The following is a 23,662-nucleotide window of genomic DNA, read 5'->3' on the forward strand; positions in this document are numbered from 1 at the left end:
GCTGCGGCCCATCACGCTGCCGGACACCGACGTTCAGGCCATCGACCTCACGGTGGGCGGCGACACGCTGCACATCGAAGACGCAGACGGCGAGTGGACCTACCGCCTGACCCGTGGTGGGGCCGCGCCCGTGACCGGCGAGGTGGACCCCGACGCCTTCAGCGAGTGGCTCACCTCCATCCGCGCGCTCGAGACCATCGACGCGGAGGTCATCGACGACGCCGAGCTCGGCCGCCGAGGCTTGCGCGCCCCACGTGCCACGCTGGTCATGCACGGCCGCGGGTCGGCCCCCGACCACACGCTCAGCATGGGTGGCAGCGACATGCGCGGCGTGTTCGTGCGCCGCGACGAGGAGCTGGTCTCGCTGGTGGTTCCCACCGAGGTGGAGCAGCGGCTGAGCGTGACCATCGTGCACTTCCTCCCGCGGCGGCTCTTGCGCGAGCGGGCCGAGGGCATGGCGCAGCTGGTCACCACCGGGGAGACCGCCCAGACCCTGGAGCGCGACGGCGACGGCGACTTCGAGCTGAGCGCGCCCATCCAGGCGGCGGCCGACGGTGCGGCCGCACGAGACCTGGCCCGGCGGCTGGCCACCCTCGAGGCCGCGCGCTTCGTGGCCGAGACCGCTGCGCCCGAGCACGGCTTGAGCCCGCCCCGCATGACGGCGCGCTTCCGCTTCGAGGGGCCGCTGGCCGGCGACGCCGAGGCGCCGGAAGAGGAAGACGACGGACACGGTCACGACCACGGCGACGAGCCCGAGGGGCCGAGCGCACCGCCGCGCGAGCATCGCCTGGTCATCGGGGCGGCCACCGAGGGTGGGGCCTTCGCCCAGCTGGACGCGCGCCCCGAGGTGTTCGTGCTGCCCACCCCCGTGCTCGAGCTGCTGGAGAAGGCGCTGGTGTCCACGGACCTGCTGCGCACCGGCCGCAGCGAGCTCACGGGCGTGAGCATCGAGCGCGACGGCGCCACCATCGACGTCACCCACGACGGCGCGTTCTTCATGGCGCGCGGCGAGCGCATCCCGGAGGAGCGCTTCGAGCCCGTGCTCATGTCGATCGAGCGCATGCGCGGGGAGAGCGCCCGCTATGGCGTGTCCTTCGACCCGGCGCTCAGCGTCACGGTCTCGCGCGAGGCCGACGCCGCGCCGCCCGTGCGCTACACGCTGCGCATCGGGCCGGCCGGGGCCACCCACACACCGGTGCAGCGCAGCGACTTGGCCGCCACGTTCTCGGTGCCCAACGACCAGGTGGCGCCGCTGCGGGACTTCACCCCGTAGCCGCGCGCGAGCTCACCCGCTCGTGAGCAGCGTGTACGTGTCCGCGGCGTTCGGCAGCATGTCGCCGTTCATGTCGGTCCACTCGAGCACGAAGTAGGTGCGCGTCTCGAGCGGGAGCCCGGGCGCCAGCACGGTGCTGAAGTAGTGCGCCCCTGCGAGCGTGCCCTGGTAGATGTAGCCATGGGTCGCCACCACGGTGGCCTGCGAGGGGGGGTCGTGGACGATCTGCACCACCGCGTAGTCGTGTGAGCCGTTGATGTCTGCGATGGCTGCGTCCAGCAGCACGGCGCCCCCGCTCTGCAGGATGACCCGGTAGCGGCCGTTGCTGGTGTCCACACGAATGGGGGCGGAGGACATCATCAGATAGCCCATCACGTTCTGCACGATGGCGTCGCCGCCCAGCACGCCCAGGCTGCTCGCGCCGAAGAGCGGGGCGAACGTGGTGGGGTCCAGCAGGCCCGGCTCCGTCTGGTTCCGGGTCATGACCGTGGGGGTGGTCGCGCAGCCGTTGGCGACCGCCGTCGCCATGGTGGCGCCTGCTTGGGCGTCGTTCCCGTCCCCGTCCAGGATCACGGTGATGCTGTCGAACGCGCAGCTGCTGGCCAGGCCGTTGGTGCCCGCGTCGCTGCCCACGTCGGCGGCGTCCGTTCCTTCGTCGGCGGAGGCCTGGTCGGTGAGGTCACCCTGGTCGCGCGGGCCTTGGTCGCCGAGCGCGACCTCCTCGAACCCGATCCGCCCGCACGCAGTCCCGAGGAGCAGGAGCGCGCTCGCGAACAACCTGTGCAAACTCATGCCGGTAGGGTGCCCGATCCGCTCCCCTTCGCGCTAGACAACGGACGTCAAAGCTGGTGCAATCCGCGTCAGTGCGCGCTGAAGACTGGCTCGGAAAGCTCCTGTTGGGTCGATATCGCCCCGTGCAGGTCCTGGCTCAGGGCGGGCAGGGGGTGGTGTACCTGGCGCGGGCCGAAGGCGGCGTGGACGCGTTCGTTCGGCCCGTGGTGGTCAAGCGCATCCTCCCCGACGAGGTGGAGAACCAGAACAACACCCGGCTCTTCCTGCGGGAAGCCAAGCTGCTCTCGGAGATGGACCACCCCAGCATCCTCGACATCATCGACCTCGATGAAGTGGAGGGTCAGTACATCATGGTCCTAGAGTACGTGCGGGGCGGCCACATCGGCCGCTGGGCCACGTTCCTCCGGGACCAGCGCCGCTCGTTCTCGTGGGAGTTCGCCGCCTACGCGTGCGCGCAGATCGCCGACGCCCTGCACTACGTGCACACCCGGGTGGACGCCAGCGGGGCGCCGCTCGGCATCGTCCACCGCGACGTCACGCCCGCGAACATCCTGGTGGACGTGGAAGGCGCGGTGAAGCTGGCGGACTTCGGCATCGCCCGCCGGCAGGGCGACAAGACCGAGCAGATCAACGGGGCCGACGTGGTGCGCGGGAACTTCTCGTTCGTGGCCCCCGAGGTGTTCGTCGGGGCGGCGGCCAGCACGGCCTCCGACATCTACTCGCTGGGCATGGTCCTGCACTGGCTCGTGTCCGGGAAGCGGGCGCAGGCGGGCAAGACGCTCGAAGCCACGGTGTTCAACGCCATCTACCAGACGCCCGATCGGCTGGACAAAGACTCTCTCGAGGTGCCCACGGGGCTCGCCGACGTGGTGGAGCAGGCCATCAAGAAGGAGCCGCTGCAGCGGGTACCCACTGCCGGCGAGTTTGCCGAACGGGTGCGCGCGGTGCTGCCGCCCGACACCGCCCGGCGCTTCGCTGCGGCGGCCCGCGCGGACCTCACCTCCGATGACTTCACCCCATCCGGCAAGGGTCTGTCGCTGGCGGAGCTGGACGCGCACTGGCGCAACTACGTGGCCCCGCCCCCCGAGCCCGTGCCCGCGGCGGCGCTGCCCGCGGCGGCCGCTCCGCGCAGCTCCGCGCTCCGCTGGGTGTTGGCTGGCACGGGCGTGGCGCTCGTGGCCGTCACGGCTGGCCTGCTGTGGTGGCGGTTGAGCACCCCCGCTCCGGCCGAAGAGAGCCAGTTCATCCTCGTGCGCGGCGACGTCTCGCAGATCGGGGCCCCCATCGAGGAGGCTGCGCCCCCGGTGCCGCCCGTCGGCAGTCCTGCCACGGTGACCGGTGCAGAGGACACGCCCCCGCTGCCCACGGACGAGCCCGCCGCCAACCCGGAGTCCAGCGGGTCATCGGGTGCGGCGCCTCGCGACCCGGCCCGCACCGCCGAGGTGTCGGCGGCCACGCTCACCGGTGCGTTCTCCCGCCGCCGTGGGGCCATCCGCGAGTGCGCCAACCGGCACTCGGAGATCGACCACCTCCAGGTCACGCTGCGCTTCGACGTGGACGCGTCCGGCGCCGTGAGGAGCGTGGACCTGGCGCCGGCGTCCACGGCCTCCACCCCGCTGGGCAGCTGCCTGCTCGGCGTCGCGCGCGGCACGCGGTTTGGTGAGCTGCCGCGCCCCATGAGCTTCAGCATCCCTGTCGCGGTGCGCCGTGGCGCGAGCGACGCGCCGTAGCCCGAGCCTCGTCAGCCGCCGGACGCGCGCCGCACGAAGTAGTGCACGCCCTGCGACGAGGTCGTGATGCGCACCGCGAGCCCGCCGCTGTCGGCCGTGCCCGTCCCGACGAAGGCGCCGCGGCCGTCGACCGCGAGCTCCTGGGCGCCCACGGCCACACGCGAGCCGGGCTGGGCCGTGCCCGACACCGACACGCTGGCACCCGCGCCGAAGCTGCCGTCGGCGGGGCTGGCCACGAACGCGGTGGGCGTGGCGGTGTCGTAGCGCAGCAGCACCCGCGTGACGGGCGAGGTCCTTCCGCCCGCCTCGAACTGGAACGTCATCTCACCCTCGCGCAGCGCCGAGCGCGGCAGGCTGGCCGTGGCGCGGTTGCTGGTGATGCGCGACCGCCCGCGTGTCCCCGTGAGGCGCACGGTGTACTGCTCGGCCGCTGGCGCGTTGGGCCAGCGCAGCGCGAGCGTGGGCAGCGCGCCTTCGTACAAGAACGTGTAGCGCCGGCCGTCGGCGTCCACGCTGTGGCGCTGAGACACCGTGTTCAGGCGCTGGCGGCCCGAGTCGTTGGTGACCGTGAAGCGCCCCTCCGCGCTCGGCTGGCCTTGGCACAGCACCTCGTAGCGGTGCCGCCCGCGCGCCAAGCGCACGCCGATGGTGCCTTCACCCGCGTAGACCACGGTGCCGGCGCTGCCCTCCACGCGCACTTCGCCGCCCGGGCATCCGGTGCGGATTCCCACCACGGCCGGGGGAGACGGATGGTGGATCACGCCCCCCGCGCCTCCGCCGACGGTGAACTCCACCGGGCTCACGCTGGCCAGGCGCGGCCCATCGGCCACGGCCCCCGAGGCCAGGGTGGCAGCGTCAGCGGCTTCCCCACCTTCCGTTGCAGCGGCTGCGCGCTGCGCTCGAGCGGCCTCGGCGCGTGCCGCCGCGGCGTTGTTGGCTGTGGGCGGCGGCTCCCCACGGGTCTCGCCCGCACCGAGAGACGTACCGTCCTCCAGCTGGGCGAGCCCGAACAGCACCTCGAGGTGGGTCCCGTCTTCGCCGCGGGTGGCCCGCACGCGCCCGCCCTGCGCCACGCGCACCGCGCCGAACTCGGTGATGATGTCGAGCGCCTCGCCCGCCTCCACCTCGATCTCGCCGCCACCCAGCTCGAGCGTGGGCGTCTCGTCGGGCTGCCCTCCGAAGCGCACGAGCGCGCCCGCGCCCATGCGCAGGCCGCCGCCGCCCCGCAGCCGGAGCTGAGCGCTGCCGTTGGCGCCGGTGCGCACCGCTTCACCGAGCGCGATACCCGCGTCCAGTGGCGCCGGCTGCCACGTTTCGATGGCGCCCACGCGGTCGCGCTCGACCACGCCAGCGGCCGTCGCCACCACGGCGACCGGCTCGCCCGAGCAGCCGTGGCTGCAACCCGCGAGCCCGGCGGACGTCAGGAGGATGGCGAGGAGTGGGAGACGAATGGGGAGACGGTTCACAGCGGCCGCAGGTGGACTTCGATGACCACCACGCCCCTTTCTTCTACGTCTACGTGGCGGTCTTGGGGGAGATAGCCAGGCGCTTCGATGTGCAGCACGTGACTGCCCGGCGCCACGGTGATGGCGAAGTGACCGCTGTCGTCCGCCGTGAACGCCTGCCCCGTGCTCTCGAGCACGATGCTCGCCGCCACGGGGGCGCTTCGCAGGCCGTGGACGCTGCCACGAATCTCGCCATCGGGGAGGGCTGTCGAGAGAGCAATCGAGTCCAGCTCGCCACGCACGTCGGCGCCGATCTCCGTGCGCGATGGCGCCCGCCCCTCGGCTTCGATGACCAGGGTGAGCGGCCCCGGGGGGAGGTTGCCGAGCTCGTACACGCCCTCTTCGTTCGTGGCCGTTTCGGCGACCTGCTGCCCCTGTGACAGCACCGTCACGCGGGCTGGCAGCGGCGCACCCGACTCCTCGGCCACCCGCCCACGCAGCGTGCGGCTGGGCGCAACTTCGGCGGTTGCCTCCGCCTCCGCGTCCGCTTCGTCTTCGGACGCTTCGTCGTCTGCATCACCGGAGGTCCGCAGCGCCCCGAGGTCGGCAGCCAGCACCAGGCCGACCGTGACGCGAGGCTCCACGCGGTAGGGCGCGGCCGCCTGGATCCGTGGATACGAACCCAGGTGCACGCTGGCCTCCATGCCCAGGTGGTAGCGCGCTGCCACCGTGAGCATGGCGCCCAGCGTGGCCGCGGCCCGGCTCGCGGCAAACGACAGGCCGTCGCGCCGCACCAGCGCGTCGAGCGACACGTCGGCGTAGAGGTCCACGGGACCCGCGCGCCCGGTGATGCCCAGCCCGACCAGCACCGCGTCCGCGGCCGTGACCCCGAGGGACACCTGATCGCCCGGCGTGTACGTGCGCCCATCGGGGACCGTGCGTGCGCTCCTGTCGTGCAGGTACCCCACGCGCAGCGCCAGCGTCACGCTGCTCAGGTTCAGCTGGCTGTACAGCGTGGCCGTGGGCGACAGCGCCTCGAACACGATGCCGGGGCTGTCACCGCCGGGCGCCCACAGCTCCACCCCGAGGCCCAGGCGGAAGACACCCGCGTGCGCCAGCCGCAGCAGGGCGAACATGCCGGGGTCGCCCACGATGGAGTCGTCCTGCCCCGACCCGCCGCTGTGCGTGTCCCGGCGTCCGCTCATGTACACGCCGAAGGACAACGCCTGCGCGGGGTGCAGGGCCAGGGCCAAGCGCCCGCCCAGCCGGTGATGACGGTCGCCGTCTCGCAACACGCTCCCCGTGAACCCGTACTGCCCCGAGACCGCCAAGCTGGCCACGCTCGCAGGACGGTCCAACAGGACCATGCGCCGCGCGCCCGGGAGCGCCGTGTCGGAAGAGAGCGGCTGCGCAGCCGCCACCGCGTACGACGTGGCCAGCATGCACAGGGTGATGGCCACCAAGGCGAGCGTACGGGGGAGGGGGTTTCGAACCATGCGAGGGACCACCCTTGGGGGTAGGAGTTCGAGCCCCGTAGTTAGCATGAAACGGCTAGAAAATGAGCGAAATGTGGAGCAATTCTCGCTGACTTCGTGACAGTGACTCGACGGAGTCGGTTCCGCCGAAGCTGTCCGCTCGAGTGTGTCGGAGGGGGCTCAGGGGGCGCCGAGCAACCGGCCCAGCGTCTCGAGCAATGCGGGATCGGCGCGCGGTGTCCGAAGCTCTGCGGTGCGCGCATCCCCCGCGCGGCGCACGCGCACGCTCGGCTCACTCCCGCTGAAGTAGCTCCGGCCCGACGTGTCGTGCGCGAACGGGAACGCCGTCGCGGCGTCGTTCGTGCCTTCGGCCGGCGGCGTGATGACGGACCGCAAGACGACCCTGTCGGTGCCCGTCGCGTCACGCAGCTCCACCGCGGAATCGTGGAACAGCGCGAACGCGGACCCCGTGCCCACGTGGATGTAGTTGCCACCCACCGGTGCACACGGGCCCAGCGCGATGGGCTGCAAGGTGTGCCTGTCCAACACCGCATCGACGCCATCCGGGCAGCCGACATCGAACGAGGTCATCACGCGGTAATTCGCCGCGGAGTCCACAGGCTGTGGCGGCGCCATCGGCTCACGCGGGTCGAAGAGGCGGTACTCGCCGCCGTAGCGCTCTCCGCTGGGTCGGTACACGAAGGCGCTCCGCTCGCCGTTGGTCCCCACGAGCGTGGCCACCGCGGGCAGGCGATGGCGCACACGCTGACCACTCGCCGTGGCGACCACCACCATGCCGTCCACGGTCTCCAGCGCCACGAACGCGGCATCGCTCGTGAACACGGCGCGATGCTCGTCCGGGTCGGCCGTGAAGTCGCGCAGCGCTCCGGCGCGAGCGATGACGCGGAACGACGGCAGCTCCACCAGCAGCGTCTCCGCCGTGCCGTTCGGCCGCGTGCTCGCTACCACGGCCAGCCGGGCGTCGTCATCCAAGGCGGCGGGCACAGCGCCATCGCCCAGCGCCCGGTCTTCGGCCACATCACACAGCGCGCGCGGAGCGATGAGGATAGCCCGGCCGGCCACCTCCACGCCGCGTGTGGCGCCTGCCCCGCAGCGAAGCACGCGCGCCCCGGCGGCCGTCCACTCGATGGCCGACGCGTCGGTCGTGATCACCAGCGACCGTCGCGCGGTGAACGACACCACCTTCACGACCGCGCGCTCCGAGGCGCCCGTCGCGGGGGCGCCGTTGGCTTGCTCCACGACTGTCTCGCCGCGTTGCGGAACGAGGATTGCGGCCGGCTCGGTCACCAGCGTGGAGCCCTCGGCCGCCGGGTTGGGCACGCTCCCAGGCTCCAGCTCCGCCACTCGACACGTGGCCGAGTCGATGGCGAAGGTGCGGTCTTCGCCGGCGATGACCACCGCGTCGCCGCTGCGCGAGACGAAACCCCGCGGCCGATTCCACGGCAGCCGGAGGCTCAGAGCTTCGGATTGGCAGCGCACGCGCCCGTCCACTTCGTAGACCGTGACCCGGTAGGCCGTGTCGTCCGCTTCGTAGTCGCGGGCGAGCACGAACACCTGCTGAATGGCCGGATCTGTGTCCATCCAGGACGCGGAGAGGCGCTCGTTTCGCGGCACGAAGTTGATGGTCTCTCCGCTCGGAAGGTCGATCAGCACCAACGCCGACTGGCCACTCCCGTCGGTCGTGCCCGCGACCGCACGCAGCCCATCGGGGGCAATCGCCAGCAGGTCCACGTCCCCTTGGCCCCGCCGGCCGCCCACCTGCACCACCATGCGCGGTGCATGTGTCGCGAGGTCGTAGAACGAGACCACGCCGTCATCCGAACGCGCCAGCGCGTACCGTCCGGTGGCGTCGCGCACTACGCGCCGAATGGGACCGCCGTGCGCCACCACGGGAAGCCAAGCCTCCGTGGTGCTCACGCGCGGCGTAGTCGCCTCGGGCTCCGCGCTCGGGGCCACGACGGGCGCGCCCTCGGAGCCGCTGCTCTCCGGCGCGGTCGCGGCCGCTGTGGAGGTGGTGGTTGGCTCGCTCGGCCCGCCGCACGCGGATGCGAAGAGCAGGAAGAGAGGGATGGTCAGGCGCTGCGTCGGCATCAGAGGCCCAGAGCATCGCGCGGACGCGCGCCCGCGCCTACGGGCAAATCGCAGCGCCCTACGGGGCCACGCGCGCAGGCTGGGAGTAGGCGGTCAGCGCCGCGTGGTCGTCCTCGAGCACGAAGCCGGCGGCGATGGTCGCGACCGCGGACTCCTCGTAGAGCTGCTCGTACTCCGCGCGCGATGAGTACAGCTCCGCGATGCGGGTGTCGGGCAGCGCCACCGTGGACCCGAGCAGCAGGCAGATGATGGACGAGCTGACGGGGACTCCCGAGAGCGCGTCCACCGGGACGTCCACCGGAGGCGTGCGCACGCCGCCCAGCGCGATCCCATCGGCGTCACGCAGCGGGACCGGGTTGTTGGCGCTGTCGCTCAGCGGGATGCGCTCGGCCACGGGCGGCACCGCCCCAGTGCGCACCCAGGTGTCGAGAGCGCGCAGCGCGGCCTTGGCCACCAGGTGCGCCGGGCCATCGTTGATGGGCGCTGTGCAGTCGATCATGTCGGCCGCGGGGCCGAGCAGGTGCCGGTCCGCGTGGGCGGTGCCCGCGATCTCCCAGAGCCGGAATGTGTCCGTGTCGGGCTGGCGCACGCGCCACGAGCTCAAGATGCTGAACGTGTCGCTCTCGGTCTGGATGTTCATCACTGGCGCGTCGAGGTCGCCGCGGAACACAGGGCGCTCGCGCGTGAAGATGCCCCCGCCGATGTCGGCCGATTCATCGGGGTCCACCAGCGGCAGGGGAAATCCCGCGCGGCTGTGGATGAAGAAGCCATCGAACACGCCCTCCTCCACCTGCACGCCGTTGTAATACGTAGTGAGCGCCATGGCCGACTGCGACTCGCCGGCCGCGATGAGCACGCGCGCCCGGGCACCACCGAGCACCGCGCCGCCGCGCCGGATGGCCCGCGCGATCTGCGTGAACATGTCGAACGCGTAGCCGTCGCCAGGGTGCTCGAGCGACGCGTAACGCTCGGGGTCGATGCCACGGAGGCCGATGCCCGCGCGCTCGTCCTGGATGCCCGTGGAGACCAGCACGTTGCCGCCTTCCACGCCGATGATCTGCGCCGAGACGCCCACCCAGATGTGGCCCTGGCGAATGATCTCCTCCGACACGGTCATGTACTCGGCGTCCGCGTCCACACCGCCGCTCACATTGAGCCACTCCATGATCACGGTGCCGCTCGCCATGGCCGGGTCCGTGGGCCGACGCACCACGATGCGCGTCCGGTACTCCGCCGAGGTGGTGCGCTCCAGAGCCCAGTACCCATCGTCCGGGAGGCCAGCCTCGCCGCGCGCGTGGGCGGTGGCGGTGCCGGTCGCGAAGTACTCCACGAGCTCGTAGCCCGCGGGCATGACCACCTCACCCGCGGCGGCCACGAACGGTCCGTCGCCACCCGTGATCTCCTCCGAGACGTCGGCGGTGGGCGGCGACGAGCTGCTGCAGCCGATGGCCGTGGTGAGCGTGAGGGACGAGAGTGCGAGGAAGAGCAGTCGAAGGGGCATGGTACGAACCTGGCGGGGGGTGAACATGGAGTCTCAGCGGATGATCTCGGCCAAGCGCGCCTTCACCAGCTTCTTCACGAGCGTCTTCGGCAGCCCACGCGCCGGCTCGAAGTGCAGCGCCGACTTGGTCTGGTCGTAGGCGGCGAGCTCGGCCGCGAGGCTTCCCAACGTGGTCCCGCTGAAGGGGTAGTAGGAGCAGCCCTTTTGGGTGGCGAGGAAGCCCGCGAACACCTTCCCGTGCGCACGGAAGGCCGGCATCGAGTAGCTGATGCACTCCTCGGCGTTCGGCACGAGGGCGTGGATCTGAGCCCGCAGCTTCTCGAGCGCCACGCGGCGGTCGGGCGGCACGCTCGTGAGGTAGGCGTCGATGCTGGCCGGCTTCTCCATGCGGAGAGGCTACCAGCAGTGTGCAGCGGAGTGGGAGCGGGCTTGACGCGCCTGCCCCGCGCCGTAGGCACTCGCGCATGTCCACCCGAACACGAACAACGAGCTGCGCGCTCGCTGCAGGCCCACGCGGCGCTGCGGCGCTCGCGTGCGTTTTCGTGACGGTGGTCACGCGTTCGCGCACATCGGCCGACTCCGAGTCCTGAGACTCGGCTCGCCTCGCGCCCACGCCCACCCCTGTCGCGGCGGGGCGTGTTGCGCGCGGTGCGCAGTGGGCCCCTCCGCACAAACGGAGAGACCCATGAACCAGAACCCGAAGACACACATCAACGTCGGCACCATCGGCCACGTGGACCACGGCAAGACCACGCTCACGGCGGCTCTCAGCGCCGTGGCCACGCATCGCCATGGCGGCGTCCGCAAGGCCTTCGACGAGATCGACAGCGCGCCCGAGGAGCGCCGTCGCGGCATCACCATCACCGCAGCGCACGTGGCCTACGAGACCGCGCGGCGCCGCTACGCGCACATCGACTGTCCGGGACACGCGGACTTCGTCAAGAACATGATCACGGGTGCGTCCCAGATGGACGGCGCCATCCTGCTCGTCGACGGCTCGGCGGGGCCGGAGGCGCAGACCCGCGAGCACGTGCTCTTGGCCCGTCAGGTGGGCGTGAAGCACGTGGTGGTGTTCATCAACAAGATGGACGTGGCGGACCCCGAGCTGGCGGAGCTGGTGGAGCTCGAGACGCACGAGCTGCTGGCGGCGCAGGGCTATGACCCGGTGTTCGTGCGCGGCTCGGCCCTGGGCGCTCTCCGGGCGGCCACCGCCGGTCACTTCGACGGCCCCGAGGTGCAGTGCATCGACGCGCTGCTCGCCGCGCTGGACGCGCACATCCCGGCTCCCCCGCGCGACGTCACGAGCCCGTTCATGATGCCCATCGAGGGCGCGTGTACGATCTCGGGGCGCGGCACGGTGGTCACCGGGCGCGTCGAGCGCGGCGTGCTCACCACCCAGCAGAAGGTCCACGTCATCGGCGGCGACGAGCTGATCGAGGCCGTGGTCATCGGCACCCAGGAGTTCCACCAGGACGTCCCCGAGGCACGAGCCGGCCACAACGTGGGCCTGCTCCTGCGCGGGGTGGCGCGCGGCCAAGTGCAGCGCGGCATGCTGGTGGTAGCCCCCAACACCGTTCACTCGCGCACCGCGGGCAAGGCCGAGATCTTCGTCCTCACCGCGGCCGAAGGTGGGCGTCGTCGCGGCTTCGGCAGCGGCTACACCCCCCAGCTCTACTTCGGCGCCACCGACGTGCCCGCCCGCCTGCTGGTGAACACCGGTGAGGTGAGCCCCGGAGACCACACCACCGTGGCCTTCGAGCTCGCCCGCCCGGTGGCCATCGAGGTGGGCATGCGCTTCGCCATGCGCGAGGGCGGCCGCACCATCGGCGCGGGCGTGGTGACGGAGACGAGCTGACGACACGCTGAGCGCGGCGGCCCCTGGCGAGTGATCGCTGGGGGCTGCCGTGGTTGGCTGTCGCGTCCTGTGATCACCGACCTACGCCGAGTGCGCTGCGGCTGACTCGCTCGGCCGCTGAGGCGCCGTGATCCGCGGCAGGGCCCGGTACATCACCACGCAGTACCCCGCGGCCAGCACCATCCCAGGGATCCACCACCAGAGCGCGATGCTGAGCGCGCCCGCGTCGTTTGCAGCGTCGCTCAAGTGCAGGCTGCGTGCTGGGTCTCTCGCTGGGAGCACATAGGGGAACACCGCATACGCCGCGCTCGCCAGCAGCGCGGTGATCCACGCGGCGCTCGCGCGGAACGCACGTTGCCAGCGTCCACCACGCACCGCAACACCCAGCACCCCCAGCGCCACCGCGCCGCCCATCGGTGCCACGAGGCCCAAGGGGTACCGCCCGAAGTTCGCGCTCAGGTTCGGCTGGACCACCAGCGTGGCCGCCGTCAGCCCCACCACCAGCACCAGGCTCGCCACCACCAACCGCCGCGCCTCCCGCTGCGCGCGCTCCGCCACCACGCCCTCCACGCGGTGCGCCAGCCACAGCGCTCCGTGCAGCGCCAGCACGACCACCGCCGTCAGCCCCGTCAGCAGCGTGTATGCGTCCACCACTCCGGTCTGCCCCGGAACCCCGGGCGCAGGCCACCACAGGTCGGTCCACAGCGGCGCGAAGAACTGGCCCTGGTCATCCAGCGACACGCCCCGCACCACGTTGCCCAGCGCGGCGCCGAGCGCGAAGGCCAGCAGCGCGCTCGCTCCCGTGAACGACGCATCCCAGAACGTGTTGAACAGCCGGTGCGGCAACAGGTGCCGCAGCTCGATGCCCAGCGCGCGAAACACCAAGAGCCACAGCACCAACGTGAGCGGCAGGTAGAAGCCACTGAACGCCACTCCGAAGAGCACGGGGAACGCAAGGAACAGCGTGGCGCCCGCCACCACCAGCCAGACCTCGTTGCCGTCCCACACGGGCCCGATGGACGCGAGCACCTGCTTGCGCTCGGCGTCGGTGCGCGCCACGCGGTGATGCAGGATGCCCACGCCGAGGTCGAAGCCGTCCAGCACGGTGTACGCCACGAGCGGGAGCGCCGCGAGGAAGAACCAGGTGACCTCCAACATCAGTGCGCCTCCTCGCTATGGCCCGCGCTGGGCCCTTGCTGCAGGATGCGCTGGAAGGTGAGCACGAACACCAGCGACAGCAGCGCGTAGAGCCCCATGAAGCCCAGCAGGGTGAACAGCACGTTGCCCTCGGAGACCGCCTGCGAGGTTCCGTCGGCCGTGCGCATGAGCCCGTGGATGAGCCACGGCTGCCGGCCCAGCTCGGCGGTCATCCAGCCCGCCGTGTTGGCGATGAACGGGAAGGGTGAGGCCAGCATCAGCGCGATCAGCACGGGGCGCGTGGTGAGCAGCTTCCTGCGGTAGAGCAGGAACGCGGACACTCCCATGAGCGCCATGAACAGCGTCCCGAGCCCCACCATCACGTGGTACGCGTAGTACAGCAGCGGCACGTTGTCGGGCCACTCCTCGCGCGGGTACTCGCGCAGGCCCTCGATGCGTGACCCCCAGCGCTGGTGCGTCATGACCGACAGCATGCGCGGCACCACGACGGGGTTGTCGAGGTGCAGCGTCTCCATGTTGGGCTGGCCGATCATCACCAGGCCCGCGCCGTCCTCGGTGTCGAAGTGGCCCTCCATGGCGGCGAACGTCACGGGCTTGTGCTCCGACACGAGGCGCGCCTGCATGTCGCCCGTGGGCATGGCGATGGCCACGCTGGCGATGGCGCCGGCGATGACGCCCACGCGCAGGAACAGGGCTGCGTGCTCGCGGTGCTGGTCCATGAGCGCGTAGTAGGCGCCCACTCCGCACATCACGAACGACGCGGTCAGCACCGAGCCCACCATGGTGTGGGCATATTGAACGAAGGCCCACGGGTTGGTGAGGTAGGCCCACAAGCTCGCGAGCCGCAGCGAGCCATCGGCCAGCTGCTCGTAGCCCACGGGGTGCTGCATGAACGCGTTGGTCACCACGATGAACCAGCCGCTCAGCCACGTGCCGATGCACACCATGAGTGCTGCACCGAAGTGCAGGCGCGGTCCGAGCCGCTGCTCGCCGTAGACCAAGAGACCCAGGAACGCGGACTCGAGCACGAACGCGAAGACGCCCTCCATGGCCAACGTCTGCGAGATGATGCCCCCCGCCGCGGTGCTGAAGCGCGCCCAGTTGGTGCCGAACTGGAACTCCAGCGGGATGCCCGTGACCACGCCCATCACGAAGCCCAGCGCGAACACCCGGACCCAGAAGCGCGCTGCTTCGTTGGCGCGGGCGGCGAGCTCGGGTCCAGCCCGCAGCCCCACGCCCTTCAGCACCACGATCAGTAGCGCGAGGCCCATGGTCAGCTGCGGGAACAGGTAGTGGTACGTGACGGTGAACGCGAATTGAAAGCGGTGTGCGGCGAGCGCGTCCATGCCGAGAGCATGGGGGCGTTCGCGGGTGATTTCTACGGGGCAGCGGACGCCTCTCCTGTCGCGGTGGAGGACGCTTCGCGTCGCCTGGCCCGCGCCGCCGCCCCCTTGACTTGTTACCCTTGCTCGGACCCATGACCACTCCGACCCTCGAACGAGTGCGTGAGCTCCTCGATGAGTACCAGCGCGCTGCGAGCACGTACGACCCTGCAGCGCACTTTGGGGTGAATCCCGAGTACGCGGACGTCGCCATGGGTACGGCGCCCCCGTCTCTCAACTGGCTGGGCCTCGATGGAGCGAAGCTCCTGGACGTTGTCAGCGCGGAAGGCGGCGAACATGCGGTGCTGGCTGGGCGGCTCGCCGCCGAGATCCGTGCCGAAGCACTGATCAAGAGCGCACCCGAGCTGGTCGGGCGCACCCCGATCCGCGCGTTCATCGAGTCCTTCTCCCAGTTGGCCGTTCGTCACGACGGGAAGGCGCTGACGTTCGGCGACCTCGCGGAGCACTCGGACTCCGAGATCCTCGAGGTCCTCGACGAGTCGCTCCTGGTGATCGATGCGCGAGGCACCGAGTGGCGGACGCACTCTAAAGCCAGAGCGGTCGTGGAACGCGCCGTCACGCTCCTCTTGGAGCGAGAGGGTGGGCTTTGGAGCCGTATCGACGGGCGTGCTCAGAGGTTGCTCGACCGCATCTGCGAAGCTCCCCGGTGGGTGGGGTACGTGGCCCATGCCACCATCGCGTGCTCCGAGGAGCCGACGAGCACCAGGATGGCGGCGCTCTTCGCGTTGCCACCCGCACGGCGTCGCATGATCGCACAGGAGGTGGCACGTCACAGCGATCCGGCCGCCCGCTCCCGAGGCGCGTGGCGGCTCGTCGCGGACGAGGACAGTGAGGTTCGTCGGCTGGCGCTCGATGCACTTCGCTCGCGCGTCGATGGCAGCGATGTGCGTCGGCTCGCGGACATCTTGGCGCACGACCCCGATCATGAGGTGCGCGGGAGCGCCATGAATCGGCTCTACGAGCTGGCGTGTGAGCACGAGCGACACGCGAACGACGTGGTGCTCATCTTCGAGGGCCACCGCGATGCCAACCCGAGCGTCGAGAACTCCTTGATTCGGCTCCTCGCGTATCTGAAGCGTCCGCCGGAACCGCGCGACGAGCGCGAGCGGAGCCAGCTCCGGGAGCGACTGAAGGAGGCGATTCAGCGGGCAGAGAGCCTGTCGGACTTCTTCTCCGAGCGTGCGGCGCGCGTGGAGGTCCTCGCTGGGCTCCAGACTCTCTTGCGGTCGTACCGTGGAGACATCGCCCCCGAGGACCAGGACTTCGTCGTCGCTCTTGCCGCCCGGGACGATCCGCGGTGGTGGCCCCTCGCGGGTGTGGTGGCGACTCATTTGCGGGTGAACGCGCGACTCATCGCCGAAGTCGTCCGATGGTGTGAACCCGGGAAGTCCCTGCTCAGCGTTCTATTCCGAGACTCGAGTTCGCCCCGACACCTCCCTCCGGTCGCGGTCCGCTGTGCCAATGCCCTCGGGACCGGCGGGATCGTCGCCCATCTCGCGGGCGAGACGAACCCGGTCGTCCGCGCGCTCCTGTTCGATTGGCTCGCGACGCAACCCGCGGTTCCAAGGAAGGAGCTTCGTCGTCTGCACTTGAACGAGACGGATCCAGCGGCGCGTGCGGCGGCCGAGCGCGCCCTGCGTGTTCCCGACTATCCCTTCCTGGGCTGAGAGTCCAGGCTCAGCGGCGCGCGCGAGCGCGAGGGGGAGGCGGCGGCGGGTTCAGCGTGGCGTCCACCAGCGCGCTCAGCTCGCGCAGGCGGCCGAGCACCAGCTGGAGCCCGGTGGCCGCCAGCTCTGTCTGCAGCCGGTCGGCGCTGGGAGCCTGCGAGCGCGCCGTCTCGAGCGCGGCGACCTGGGTCTCGAGGCGCTGCAGCATCGGCGCGTGCTGCCGAAGCGCCTCTTGCTGCTGGTACTCGTACCGTCCCAAGAGAAACTCGTAGTCGCGGTGCTGCTCGTCGATGGAGAGCCGCCGCAGCTCACGGCGCCCCTCGCGGATGTCCTGATCGAGCCCGATGGCGGTCCAGACGGGGCGCGTGGCTTCTTGGCAGGCGTGGCCCAGCGAGCGCGCGCGCAGGGCCACCTCGCCCTGGCAGCTGGCGCAGGACCGGCCTGCCAGGTCACAGACCGTGCCGATCTGGTCCACCAGTGCATCGGCGCGCAGCCAGTCTCGCACGCGCGGCATGCGTCGCAGACGCTCGGTCTCACGGTGGAGGCGTGTCCGGTCCGCCATGGACTCGGTGCAGCTGGTCGGCGTGGGGGGCGCCGTCTGCACCTCACCGTGCGCGACGGACGCAAGCAACGCCACCGTGCAGCCGACACTGGCCCACCACCAACCTCTGCCCGAGCTCCGAGTGATCGCCATGACCAGCCCCGAGCCTACTCCCAAACGCCAGCGTCATCACCTCCGTTCCACGTCCCGGACCCCTACCTTCGTCACACCCCCGTGCTACCTCTCCGCCATGCTCACGTGCGTGCGGGTTCGCAACTTCGCCATCATCGACGAGCTCGAGGTCGAGCTCGGGGCCGGCTTGAACGTCTTCACCGGGGAGACGGGCGCCGGAAAGTCCATCTTGGTCAGCGCGCTCCAGCTGGTGTTGGGAGGCAAGGCCCGCCCGGACGTGGTGCGCACCGGGGCCGAGCAGGCCGAGGTGGAGGCGCTCTTCGACATCTCGGCGGACCCCACGGCGCGCGCGCGCATGCTGGAGGCCGGCATCGAGGTGGAGGCCGACGAGCCCGAGCTGGTCATCCGCCGGGTCATCCAGGCCAACGGCCGCACGCGCGCCTTCATCAACGGGCAGATGGCCACGGCCGGGCAGCTGGCGCAGGTCACCAGCGGCCTCGCGGACATCTCGTCGCAGCACCAGTACCACACGCTCGTAGACGCTCGGACGCACCTCGGCTACCTGGACGCCTTCGCGGGCCTCGAGGCCGACCGCGACGCCATCACCGAAGCACACCGCCGCTTCGCGGACGCGGACGCACGCGTGCAAGAGCTGGTGGCCCGCCACCGTGACCGCGGGCAGCGTGAAGATCTCCTCCGCTTCCAGCTCAAAGAGATTGATGACCTCGCCCCCCGGGCCGACGAAGAAGCCGAGCTCACGGCCGAGCGCAGCCTGCTGCGCCACGCCGAGCGCCTGGCCGGGGTGGCCGGTGGCGCCGAGCACGTGCTCTATTCTGCGGACGCGGCGGTCTGCGAGAAGGTCGCGCGCGTGGCCACGGACGTGCGCGCGGGGGCGGCGTTCGACCCGCGCCTCAACGCCATCGCAGACCAAATCGAGGCGGCGCAGACGCAGCTGGAAGACGCTGCGTCCGAGCTGGGCCGCTACGCGCGCGGCATCAACGTGGACCCGGGCCGCCTGGCCGAGGTGGAAGAACGGACCGACCGCTTGGCCCGGCTCAAGCGCAAGCACGGCGGCACCCTGGCCGACGTGGTGGCCCTGCGCGGGCGTCTGGCCTTGGAGCTGGCGGATCTCGACGACTTCGAGGCGGCCCTCAGCGCGGCCGAGCACAAGCGTGAGGTGGCCCGCGAGGCCGCCGCAGCCATCGCCCTGCGCCTGCGCGAGGCCCGCAAGAAGGCGGCGTCGAAGCTCAGCCGGTCCATCAGCGGGGAGCTCGCGTCGCTCGGCATGGGTGACGCCCAGGTGGAGGTGGACGTGCAGCCCCTCGAGGGGCGCGGCGGCGAGCTCGAGATCGAGGGCGCGCGCCTGTCGCCCACCGGCATCGACCGCGCCGAGTTCCTGATCGCCCCCAACCGCGGGGAGGCCGCGCGGCCGCTCGCCAAGGTGGCCAGCGGCGGTGAGCTCTCGCGCGCCATGCTGGCCATCAAGCGCGTGCTCGCCGGGGTGGGCCCGGCCGGACTCTATGTGTTCGACGAGGTGGACTCGGGTGTGGGCGGCGCCGTGGCCGAGGTCATCGGTCAGAAGCTCAACGACGTGGCGGCCCACAGTCAGGTGCTGTGCATCACCCACTTGGCGCAGATCGCGGTCTATGGAGACGCCCACTTCCGCGTGCACAAGGAGGTGGTGGGCAGCCGCACACACAGCCGTGTCACGCAGCTGAAGCAGGGCGAGCGCCTCGAAGAGGTGGCCCGCATGCTGGGCGGCCTCACCGTCACCGCCGCCACGCGCGCCGCTGCGGGCGAAATGCTGGAGGGCGCCCAGAAGGCGGGCCTGGCAGCCAAGGCGAGCCACGCGGTCAAAGCCGCCGCACCGGCCCTTGCGGCCACCCCCAAGCCGGGCAACGCAGCGGCCATTCCGGCGCCGGAGCCCGCGGTGGTGGGCGTGGACAAGGCACGCGCGTCCAAGAAAAAGGCCGCGGCCAAGGGCTGAGCTACTGCTGGCAGAGCGTGCTGGCCACCCACGGGTGGCTGCCGCCACCGCACGGCACGCGGTTCGACAGCACTGGGTACGTCACGCAGCCCACGCCCGGCACCATCCAGTTCAGGTGCTCGCCCTGGATGGGCATGTCTTCGGTGTACACCCCCGCCCGTGACGGCGTGGCCGTGTGCAGCACCAGCGCGGCCCGCGGCCCCATGCACACGGGCTCGGCCCCGGGCATGCGGGTGCCCAGCCGGGGCGTCGTCAGCGCTTCGCTCTCGGCTAACACCGCGTCCACGGCCGCCGGCGTGCACCCCTCGAAGGCCAGCGCCACTTGGTAGCCCTCGCCCCGGCGCCACACGCGCTCCTCGCCGTGGCCCACGTCGTACACCAGCGCATACGCCGCGACCCCGGCCAGGCGCGCTGCGCAACGCTACCTGCGCCACGGGCGGGCCGGGATCGGGAGGCGTGCCCCACCAGCGCTGAAAGGCGAGGGTGCACCCCGGCGACAGGGTGCGGGGGTACGTGTACGGGTCCGCAGCATCGGTTGGCGCGAAGTCGTCGAACGGCAGGTGCATCGGCTCCGCGCGTGCGCTCCCCGCAGCGCCAGAAGGGCCTGTCGGCTCCGTGCGGCCCTCGTCCTCGCTCTCGCCCGCGGTGGGCGTGTCCACCGTCCCCCGCGACGCCTCCTGGTGGCAGCCGCCGAGGGCCACGAGCATCGAGGTTCCGAGAGCGAGGAAGCCGCAAGAGCCGCGTCGTCGAGCCATGCCCGAGTGTTTCATGCGGAGCGGGCAGGGGATAGCCTGGACGGGCTCGAGGCCGCGCGGAAGCGGGAGTCGTGAGATGCTCGCGTGATGTCGACCTACATGACCTTCATCGGCGTGATGAACCTGTTGGGTGCGCTGCTGTTGCTCGGAGCACTCTCTGAGCCCTTCGCCGACGGCCTGGTGCGGCGCTGGACTGGCTTCCTGCCGCCGGACGTGCCGTACACCCACAGCCCCTACAGCCACCTCTGGCTGTGGTGGGCCATCATCGGCACGGGCTTCTTCGGCGCGCTGAACGTCATCGCCGCCAGCTGGCCCGCCGAGTTCGCGCGCGTGATCGTGTACGGCGACATCTACGCCTACTTCGCCTTCGAGGCGCTAGCCATCGCGGGCACGTTCTCGCCGCGCTACGGCAAGGGCGTGCTCGTGGCGCACTTCCTGTGGATCGGTCAGGGCGGCTGGGGTGTCTTCGTCGCGCTGAGCTGAGAGACGCGCACGCGCCCAGCTGCCGCGGCCGTGGGGGATTGCGCCAGCGTTTGCGGGCCGCGCGTGGCCGGGGGCGCGTGGTCGCTTCGTCGTGGCCGCCGCGGCCACGTTTTCGTTCATCCAGGCCACATTCGCGTGGCGTGCAAAATGACACTGAGTGTCAAAGCGTCATGTTTTCGTGGAATTAATTCATGCACAGCGTTTATTATACATTGTGTACGAAATATATACACATCGTAAACGTAGATGAAAAGGAACCGCTGCGTCACTTCAAGACACCCATAATGAACGAGAATACACAAAATATTGACCTTGGAGACATCCGGTCGTGGCGCTTCGTGTGGTCGTGTACTAAAACTTACCACCTAGTAACTTGCGTCATGTGGTGTTTGAGAAACGGATACTATTCGCAAATAAATTGATCGCATTTAAGAATCTTGTGGTGTACAGGATGGCGCACATAGGAAGGAGCCTCGGTGCCCATGACCCACGAATTGCCCTCCACGTCCTCCCGCGCTCGCTGCGCTACATCCGTCCCAGTCGCCTCGCTCACCAAGCGCGGGGCGTTCCATGGGCCGCCTCTCATCCTGGCCTTCGCCCTCGTGTTCCTCGCGGGCTGCGCAGGCGAGGCCGAGCCCGCTGCCAGCACGGAGGCGGTCATCCCCGCGGACTATGTTGGTGCCGCGGGGCCCACGCCCACGTCCGCTTGCTACGTGGCCATGAACGACGGAGGGCTCGGCGCGGCGTGCGCCAGCTGCCTGTGTGGGCGCTGCCCGACGCCGGCGCAGGGCTGTGGCGGCGACGCCCGCTGCGTGGCCGCAGCCACCTGCGCCCTCGAGAACGACTGCAGCGGTCGTGACTGCTACTGCGGCGGCTCGGTGCTCTGCAGCGTGCTGCCGTCCGGCCCGTGCCGCGACGAGTACCGCGCCGCGTCGGGCGTCACCGGCTGGACCCGCATCCAGCGCGTGCTGTCGTCCACCGACCAGAACAACGCGCTGGTGCGCGCCGAGAACCTGCTGCGCTGCAGCGGTGGCGCCGACTGCGCCACGCAGTGCAGCAACGAGACGGCCGAGACGTGCTTCTTCATGAACGACGAGGCCTGCCAGGATCGTTACTGCAGCGTGGACACCGCCCGCGAAGCTGCCCGCGAGGCGTCGGCGGCCTCCACCGCCACGCCGGTCATCGGGCGCGTGCGGGTGAACGGGACCTCACGCTGGACCACCGGCAGCAGCACCCCCGTGGCGCTCGCGCCGGGTGACCGGGTGGTGCTCGAGGGCACCGGCTTTGGCGCCGGGCCCGACGTGGACTTCGCCAAGATCATGGTGGGCAACAGCCGCGTGCTGGAGACCGACCTGGCCATGTACGAGCAGCGCCTGAACATCCTGGATGGCCCATCGGCGCCCGCCCAGGTGAACTACGAGCTGCCCGAGACGCACAGCACCTGGGACCGCGACGTGGTGTCGTGGACGCCCACGCGCGTGGAGTTCCTGGTCCCGGTGCACGTGGGCGCCGCGGGCCCCATCGTCATGCAGGTGCAGAAGCGCATTGGCACGCTCGAGTCGCTCACCCTCCCCGGTGTGCCCCACAGCGTGGTGGACGCGCAGACGCTGCGCATCACCGACCGCGACTTCGACTTCGCTTGCGACGTGGTCAGCGAGCTCGGCCCCGTGCGCACGTCCAATGCCGTCCCCACGCGCATCAACAACCCCATGTACGCGGACCTGGTGGCGCGCGGCGAAGAGATCTTCTGGTCGTACGACTACAACATCGGCTTGGCGCATGCGTTCCGTGACCTGGACTGGACCGCCATCCTGGACGGCACCGTGACCGACCCGGTGCGCGGTGGGCTGGCCGACCCGCGCGTGCTCATCGGCGCCATCCCCACGGTGCGCGGCGAGGTGCCCGACGCTGCCATGGACGACGTGTACTTCGACCCGTACCCCATGGCCAACCCGATCCCGGGCTTCCTCGCCGTGCTCGGTCAGCAGAAGCGCGAGGGCAACACGCGCGACACCGGCTTCGTGGGCTACCGGTACGCGGAGTCACAGCACCCCTACCAGGGCAACGGCGAGTGGATCGGCTTCAACTGTGCCTCGTGCCACGGCTATCGCATCAGCTACCAGCGCGGCGCGCAGAACATCACCCGCGTCATCCCAGGCCTGCCCAACCCCAACTGGAGCATGAAGTGGACGGTGCTGGGCGAGTTCGAGGGCGTGGTGGGCAGCGAGCCGGGTCCCTTCTGGGCACCGGGCGAGGCCGACATCGACAAGACCTCCATCGCCTACCACATGCCCTACGGCACGGGCGAGCACGACCTGATCCGCGGCTCCCACGAGGGCAGCTCCACGGACAACGACTACATGTTCTCGCCGATCACGATCCCCAACGTGACGAACTACATGCCCATCCGTCGATCGCTCTCGCACACGGAGTCCTACGTGGGCTTCGAGGGCTCGTACATCCACTCGGAAGAGCCGGACGGCGCGATGGGGTCTATGGACGCCGTGTCGCTGCAGGCCCTCACGGCCTACATGACCACGCTGAGCGCAAACGACAACGATCTGCGCAACGCGGGCATGTCGCGCTGGCTCGCACACAAGGGTCAGCGCAACACCCTGGTCGGGGCGAACGTGACCGAGGGGCAGTTCGTGGAGCGCGGCTGGCAGACCTTCCCGGCGCTGGCCACGCGCGTCGCGGCGGGGCGCACCACCTTCCAGACTCGCTGCGCGAGCTGTCACAGCGACGGGATGGGGGTCAACACCAACGAGCGCATGATCCGCCTCGACGAGGTGGGCCGCTTCTTCACGCCCACCATCTACCAGCGCCACACGCAGTCCATTCGCGCCACGTTCCTGCGCGACCTCTACTGGGTGCAGCACCGCGGTCTCTTGACCGACGGCCACGTGCGCAACCTGCCCGACCTGGTGCACCCCGACCGCTGCACCGAGGGGACGGCGCTGCACAACCGCTACTACACGCTGCACGCGCCCACGCCGAACCTGCCGTCGGCCGGGCCCGACTTCCCGGCGGACAACCGTCCGGGCGCCAACCCGCGCGGTGACGTCTTCCGCATCCCCCGCTACGACGGGACCACGGCAGAGGGTCGGGCGCGCAACCTGTTCGTGGAGCGTCACCGCTACTTCACCACCGTGCCGTGGGACCCCACCCATTACTACTGGGACTACCAGGCCATGCGCCGGGAGTACGGCCCCACCGAGCTCGGTACCAACCAGCCCATCGGCATGCCGGCTGCGCCCCATCCCTGGTGTGCCGGCAGCGCCGCCGAGGTGGACGACCTGGTGCTGTACCTCCTCACGCTCTGACCGCGCGTTGCATCGCGGTCGATTCGTGGC

17 protein-coding genes are annotated in these 23,662 nt (G+C 70.6%); 7 read left to right on the forward strand and 10 right to left on the reverse strand.

All coding sequences use genetic code 11. The features are described 5' to 3' along the window. The coding region (locus IPI43_15005) for a DUF4340 domain-containing protein (GenBank protein ID MBK7775413.1) at positions 1-1,273 on the forward strand (1,273 nt) is incomplete at its 5' end. Positions 1,274-1,285: 12 nt separating this feature from the next. On the opposite strand, the gene IPI43_15010 is transcribed toward IPI43_15005, so the two are convergent. Further along, entirely contained in the window at positions 1,286-2,065 is a 780-nt protein-coding gene (locus IPI43_15010) for a hypothetical protein (protein ID MBK7775414.1), read from the reverse strand. Between the two features lie 104 nt (positions 2,066-2,169). On the opposite strand from IPI43_15010, the gene IPI43_15015 reads away from it, so the two are divergent. Continuing rightward, entirely contained in the window at positions 2,170-3,795 is a 1,626-nt protein-coding gene (locus IPI43_15015; GenBank protein MBK7775415.1) for a protein kinase, read from the forward strand. A gap of 11 nt (positions 3,796-3,806) precedes the next feature. Here IPI43_15015 and IPI43_15020 read toward each other — a convergent pair whose 3' ends face one another. The 5 genes from IPI43_15020 to IPI43_15040 form a co-directional block, all read right to left on the reverse strand. After that, positions 3,807-5,261, reverse strand: a complete 1,455-nt coding sequence (locus IPI43_15020; protein MBK7775416.1) for a hypothetical protein — start codon at positions 5,259-5,261, stop codon at positions 3,807-3,809. After that, complete coding sequence (locus IPI43_15025) at positions 5,258-6,700, reverse strand: carboxypeptidase regulatory-like domain-containing protein (protein ID MBK7775417.1); 1,443 nt, start codon at positions 6,698-6,700, stop codon at positions 5,258-5,260. Before IPI43_15025 ends, IPI43_15020 begins: the two co-directional genes overlap by 4 nt. 195 nt (positions 6,701-6,895) lie before the next feature. Then, positions 6,896-8,827, reverse strand: a complete 1,932-nt coding sequence (locus IPI43_15030) for a hypothetical protein (GenBank protein ID MBK7775418.1) — start codon at positions 8,825-8,827, stop codon at positions 6,896-6,898. 58 nt (positions 8,828-8,885) lie between these two features. Then, positions 8,886-10,328, reverse strand: a complete 1,443-nt coding sequence (locus tag IPI43_15035; protein ID MBK7775419.1) for a hypothetical protein — start codon at positions 10,326-10,328, stop codon at positions 8,886-8,888. A gap of 33 nt (positions 10,329-10,361) precedes the next feature. Then, positions 10,362-10,715 carry a DUF1801 domain-containing protein gene (locus tag IPI43_15040; GenBank protein MBK7775420.1) on the reverse strand — a complete coding sequence of 118 codons (354 nt, stop codon included), beginning with the start codon at positions 10,713-10,715 and terminating at the stop codon, positions 10,362-10,364. A gap of 298 nt (positions 10,716-11,013) precedes the next feature. On the opposite strand from IPI43_15040, the gene IPI43_15045 reads away from it, so the two are divergent. Next, positions 11,014-12,183: an elongation factor Tu gene (locus IPI43_15045; GenBank protein MBK7775421.1), complete on the forward strand. Its 1,170-nt coding sequence runs from the start codon at positions 11,014-11,016 to the stop codon at positions 12,181-12,183. Between the two features lie 81 nt (positions 12,184-12,264). Here IPI43_15045 and cydB read toward each other — a convergent pair whose 3' ends face one another. Together cydB and IPI43_15055 are read right to left on the reverse strand one after the other, a co-directional pair. Next, the gene (gene cydB, locus IPI43_15050; GenBank protein MBK7775422.1) at positions 12,265-13,341 is read right to left on the reverse strand and encodes a cytochrome d ubiquinol oxidase subunit II; all 1,077 of its coding nucleotides are present in this window, start codon (positions 13,339-13,341) and stop codon (positions 12,265-12,267) included. Further along, positions 13,341-14,687 (reverse strand): cytochrome ubiquinol oxidase subunit I, encoded by a 1,347-nt coding sequence (locus IPI43_15055; protein MBK7775423.1) that lies wholly within the window; start codon positions 14,685-14,687, stop codon positions 13,341-13,343. Before IPI43_15055 ends, cydB begins: the two co-directional genes overlap by 1 nt. Positions 14,688-14,818: 131 nt before the next feature. Between IPI43_15055 and IPI43_15060 the strand changes: the two genes are divergently transcribed. After that, positions 14,819-16,411 (forward strand): hypothetical protein, encoded by a 1,593-nt coding sequence (locus IPI43_15060; protein MBK7775424.1) that lies wholly within the window; start codon positions 14,819-14,821, stop codon positions 16,409-16,411. A gap of 10 nt (positions 16,412-16,421) precedes the next feature. On the opposite strand, the gene IPI43_15065 is transcribed toward IPI43_15060, so the two are convergent. Beyond that, entirely contained in the window at positions 16,422-17,105 is a 684-nt protein-coding gene (locus tag IPI43_15065; protein MBK7775425.1) for a hypothetical protein, read from the reverse strand. A 97-nt stretch (positions 17,106-17,202) separates the two neighbouring features. On the opposite strand from IPI43_15065, the gene recN reads away from it, so the two are divergent. Next, positions 17,203-19,071 carry a DNA repair protein RecN gene (gene recN, locus IPI43_15070; protein ID MBK7775426.1) on the forward strand — a complete coding sequence of 623 codons (1,869 nt, stop codon included), beginning with the start codon at positions 17,203-17,205 and terminating at the stop codon, positions 19,069-19,071. 1 nt (position 19,072) lies between these two features. Here recN and IPI43_15075 read toward each other — a convergent pair whose 3' ends face one another. After that, on the reverse strand, positions 19,073-19,450 hold the full coding sequence (locus IPI43_15075; protein ID MBK7775427.1) for a hypothetical protein: 378 nt from the start codon (positions 19,448-19,450) through the stop codon (positions 19,073-19,075). A gap of 463 nt (positions 19,451-19,913) precedes the next feature. Here IPI43_15075 and IPI43_15080 point away from each other — a divergent pair, with 463 nt between their 5' ends. After that, on the forward strand, positions 19,914-20,309 hold the full coding sequence (locus IPI43_15080; GenBank protein MBK7775428.1) for a hypothetical protein: 396 nt from the start codon (positions 19,914-19,916) through the stop codon (positions 20,307-20,309). Between the two features lie 482 nt (positions 20,310-20,791). Beyond that, complete coding sequence (locus tag IPI43_15085) at positions 20,792-23,632, forward strand: hypothetical protein (protein ID MBK7775429.1); 2,841 nt, start codon at positions 20,792-20,794, stop codon at positions 23,630-23,632. Positions 23,633-23,662: the final 30 nt, after the last annotated feature.

The sequence above is a fragment of the Sandaracinaceae bacterium genome (assembly GCA_016706685.1).
Taxonomy (GTDB): Bacteria; Myxococcota_A; Polyangia; order Polyangiales; family Houyiibacteriaceae; genus JADJJE01.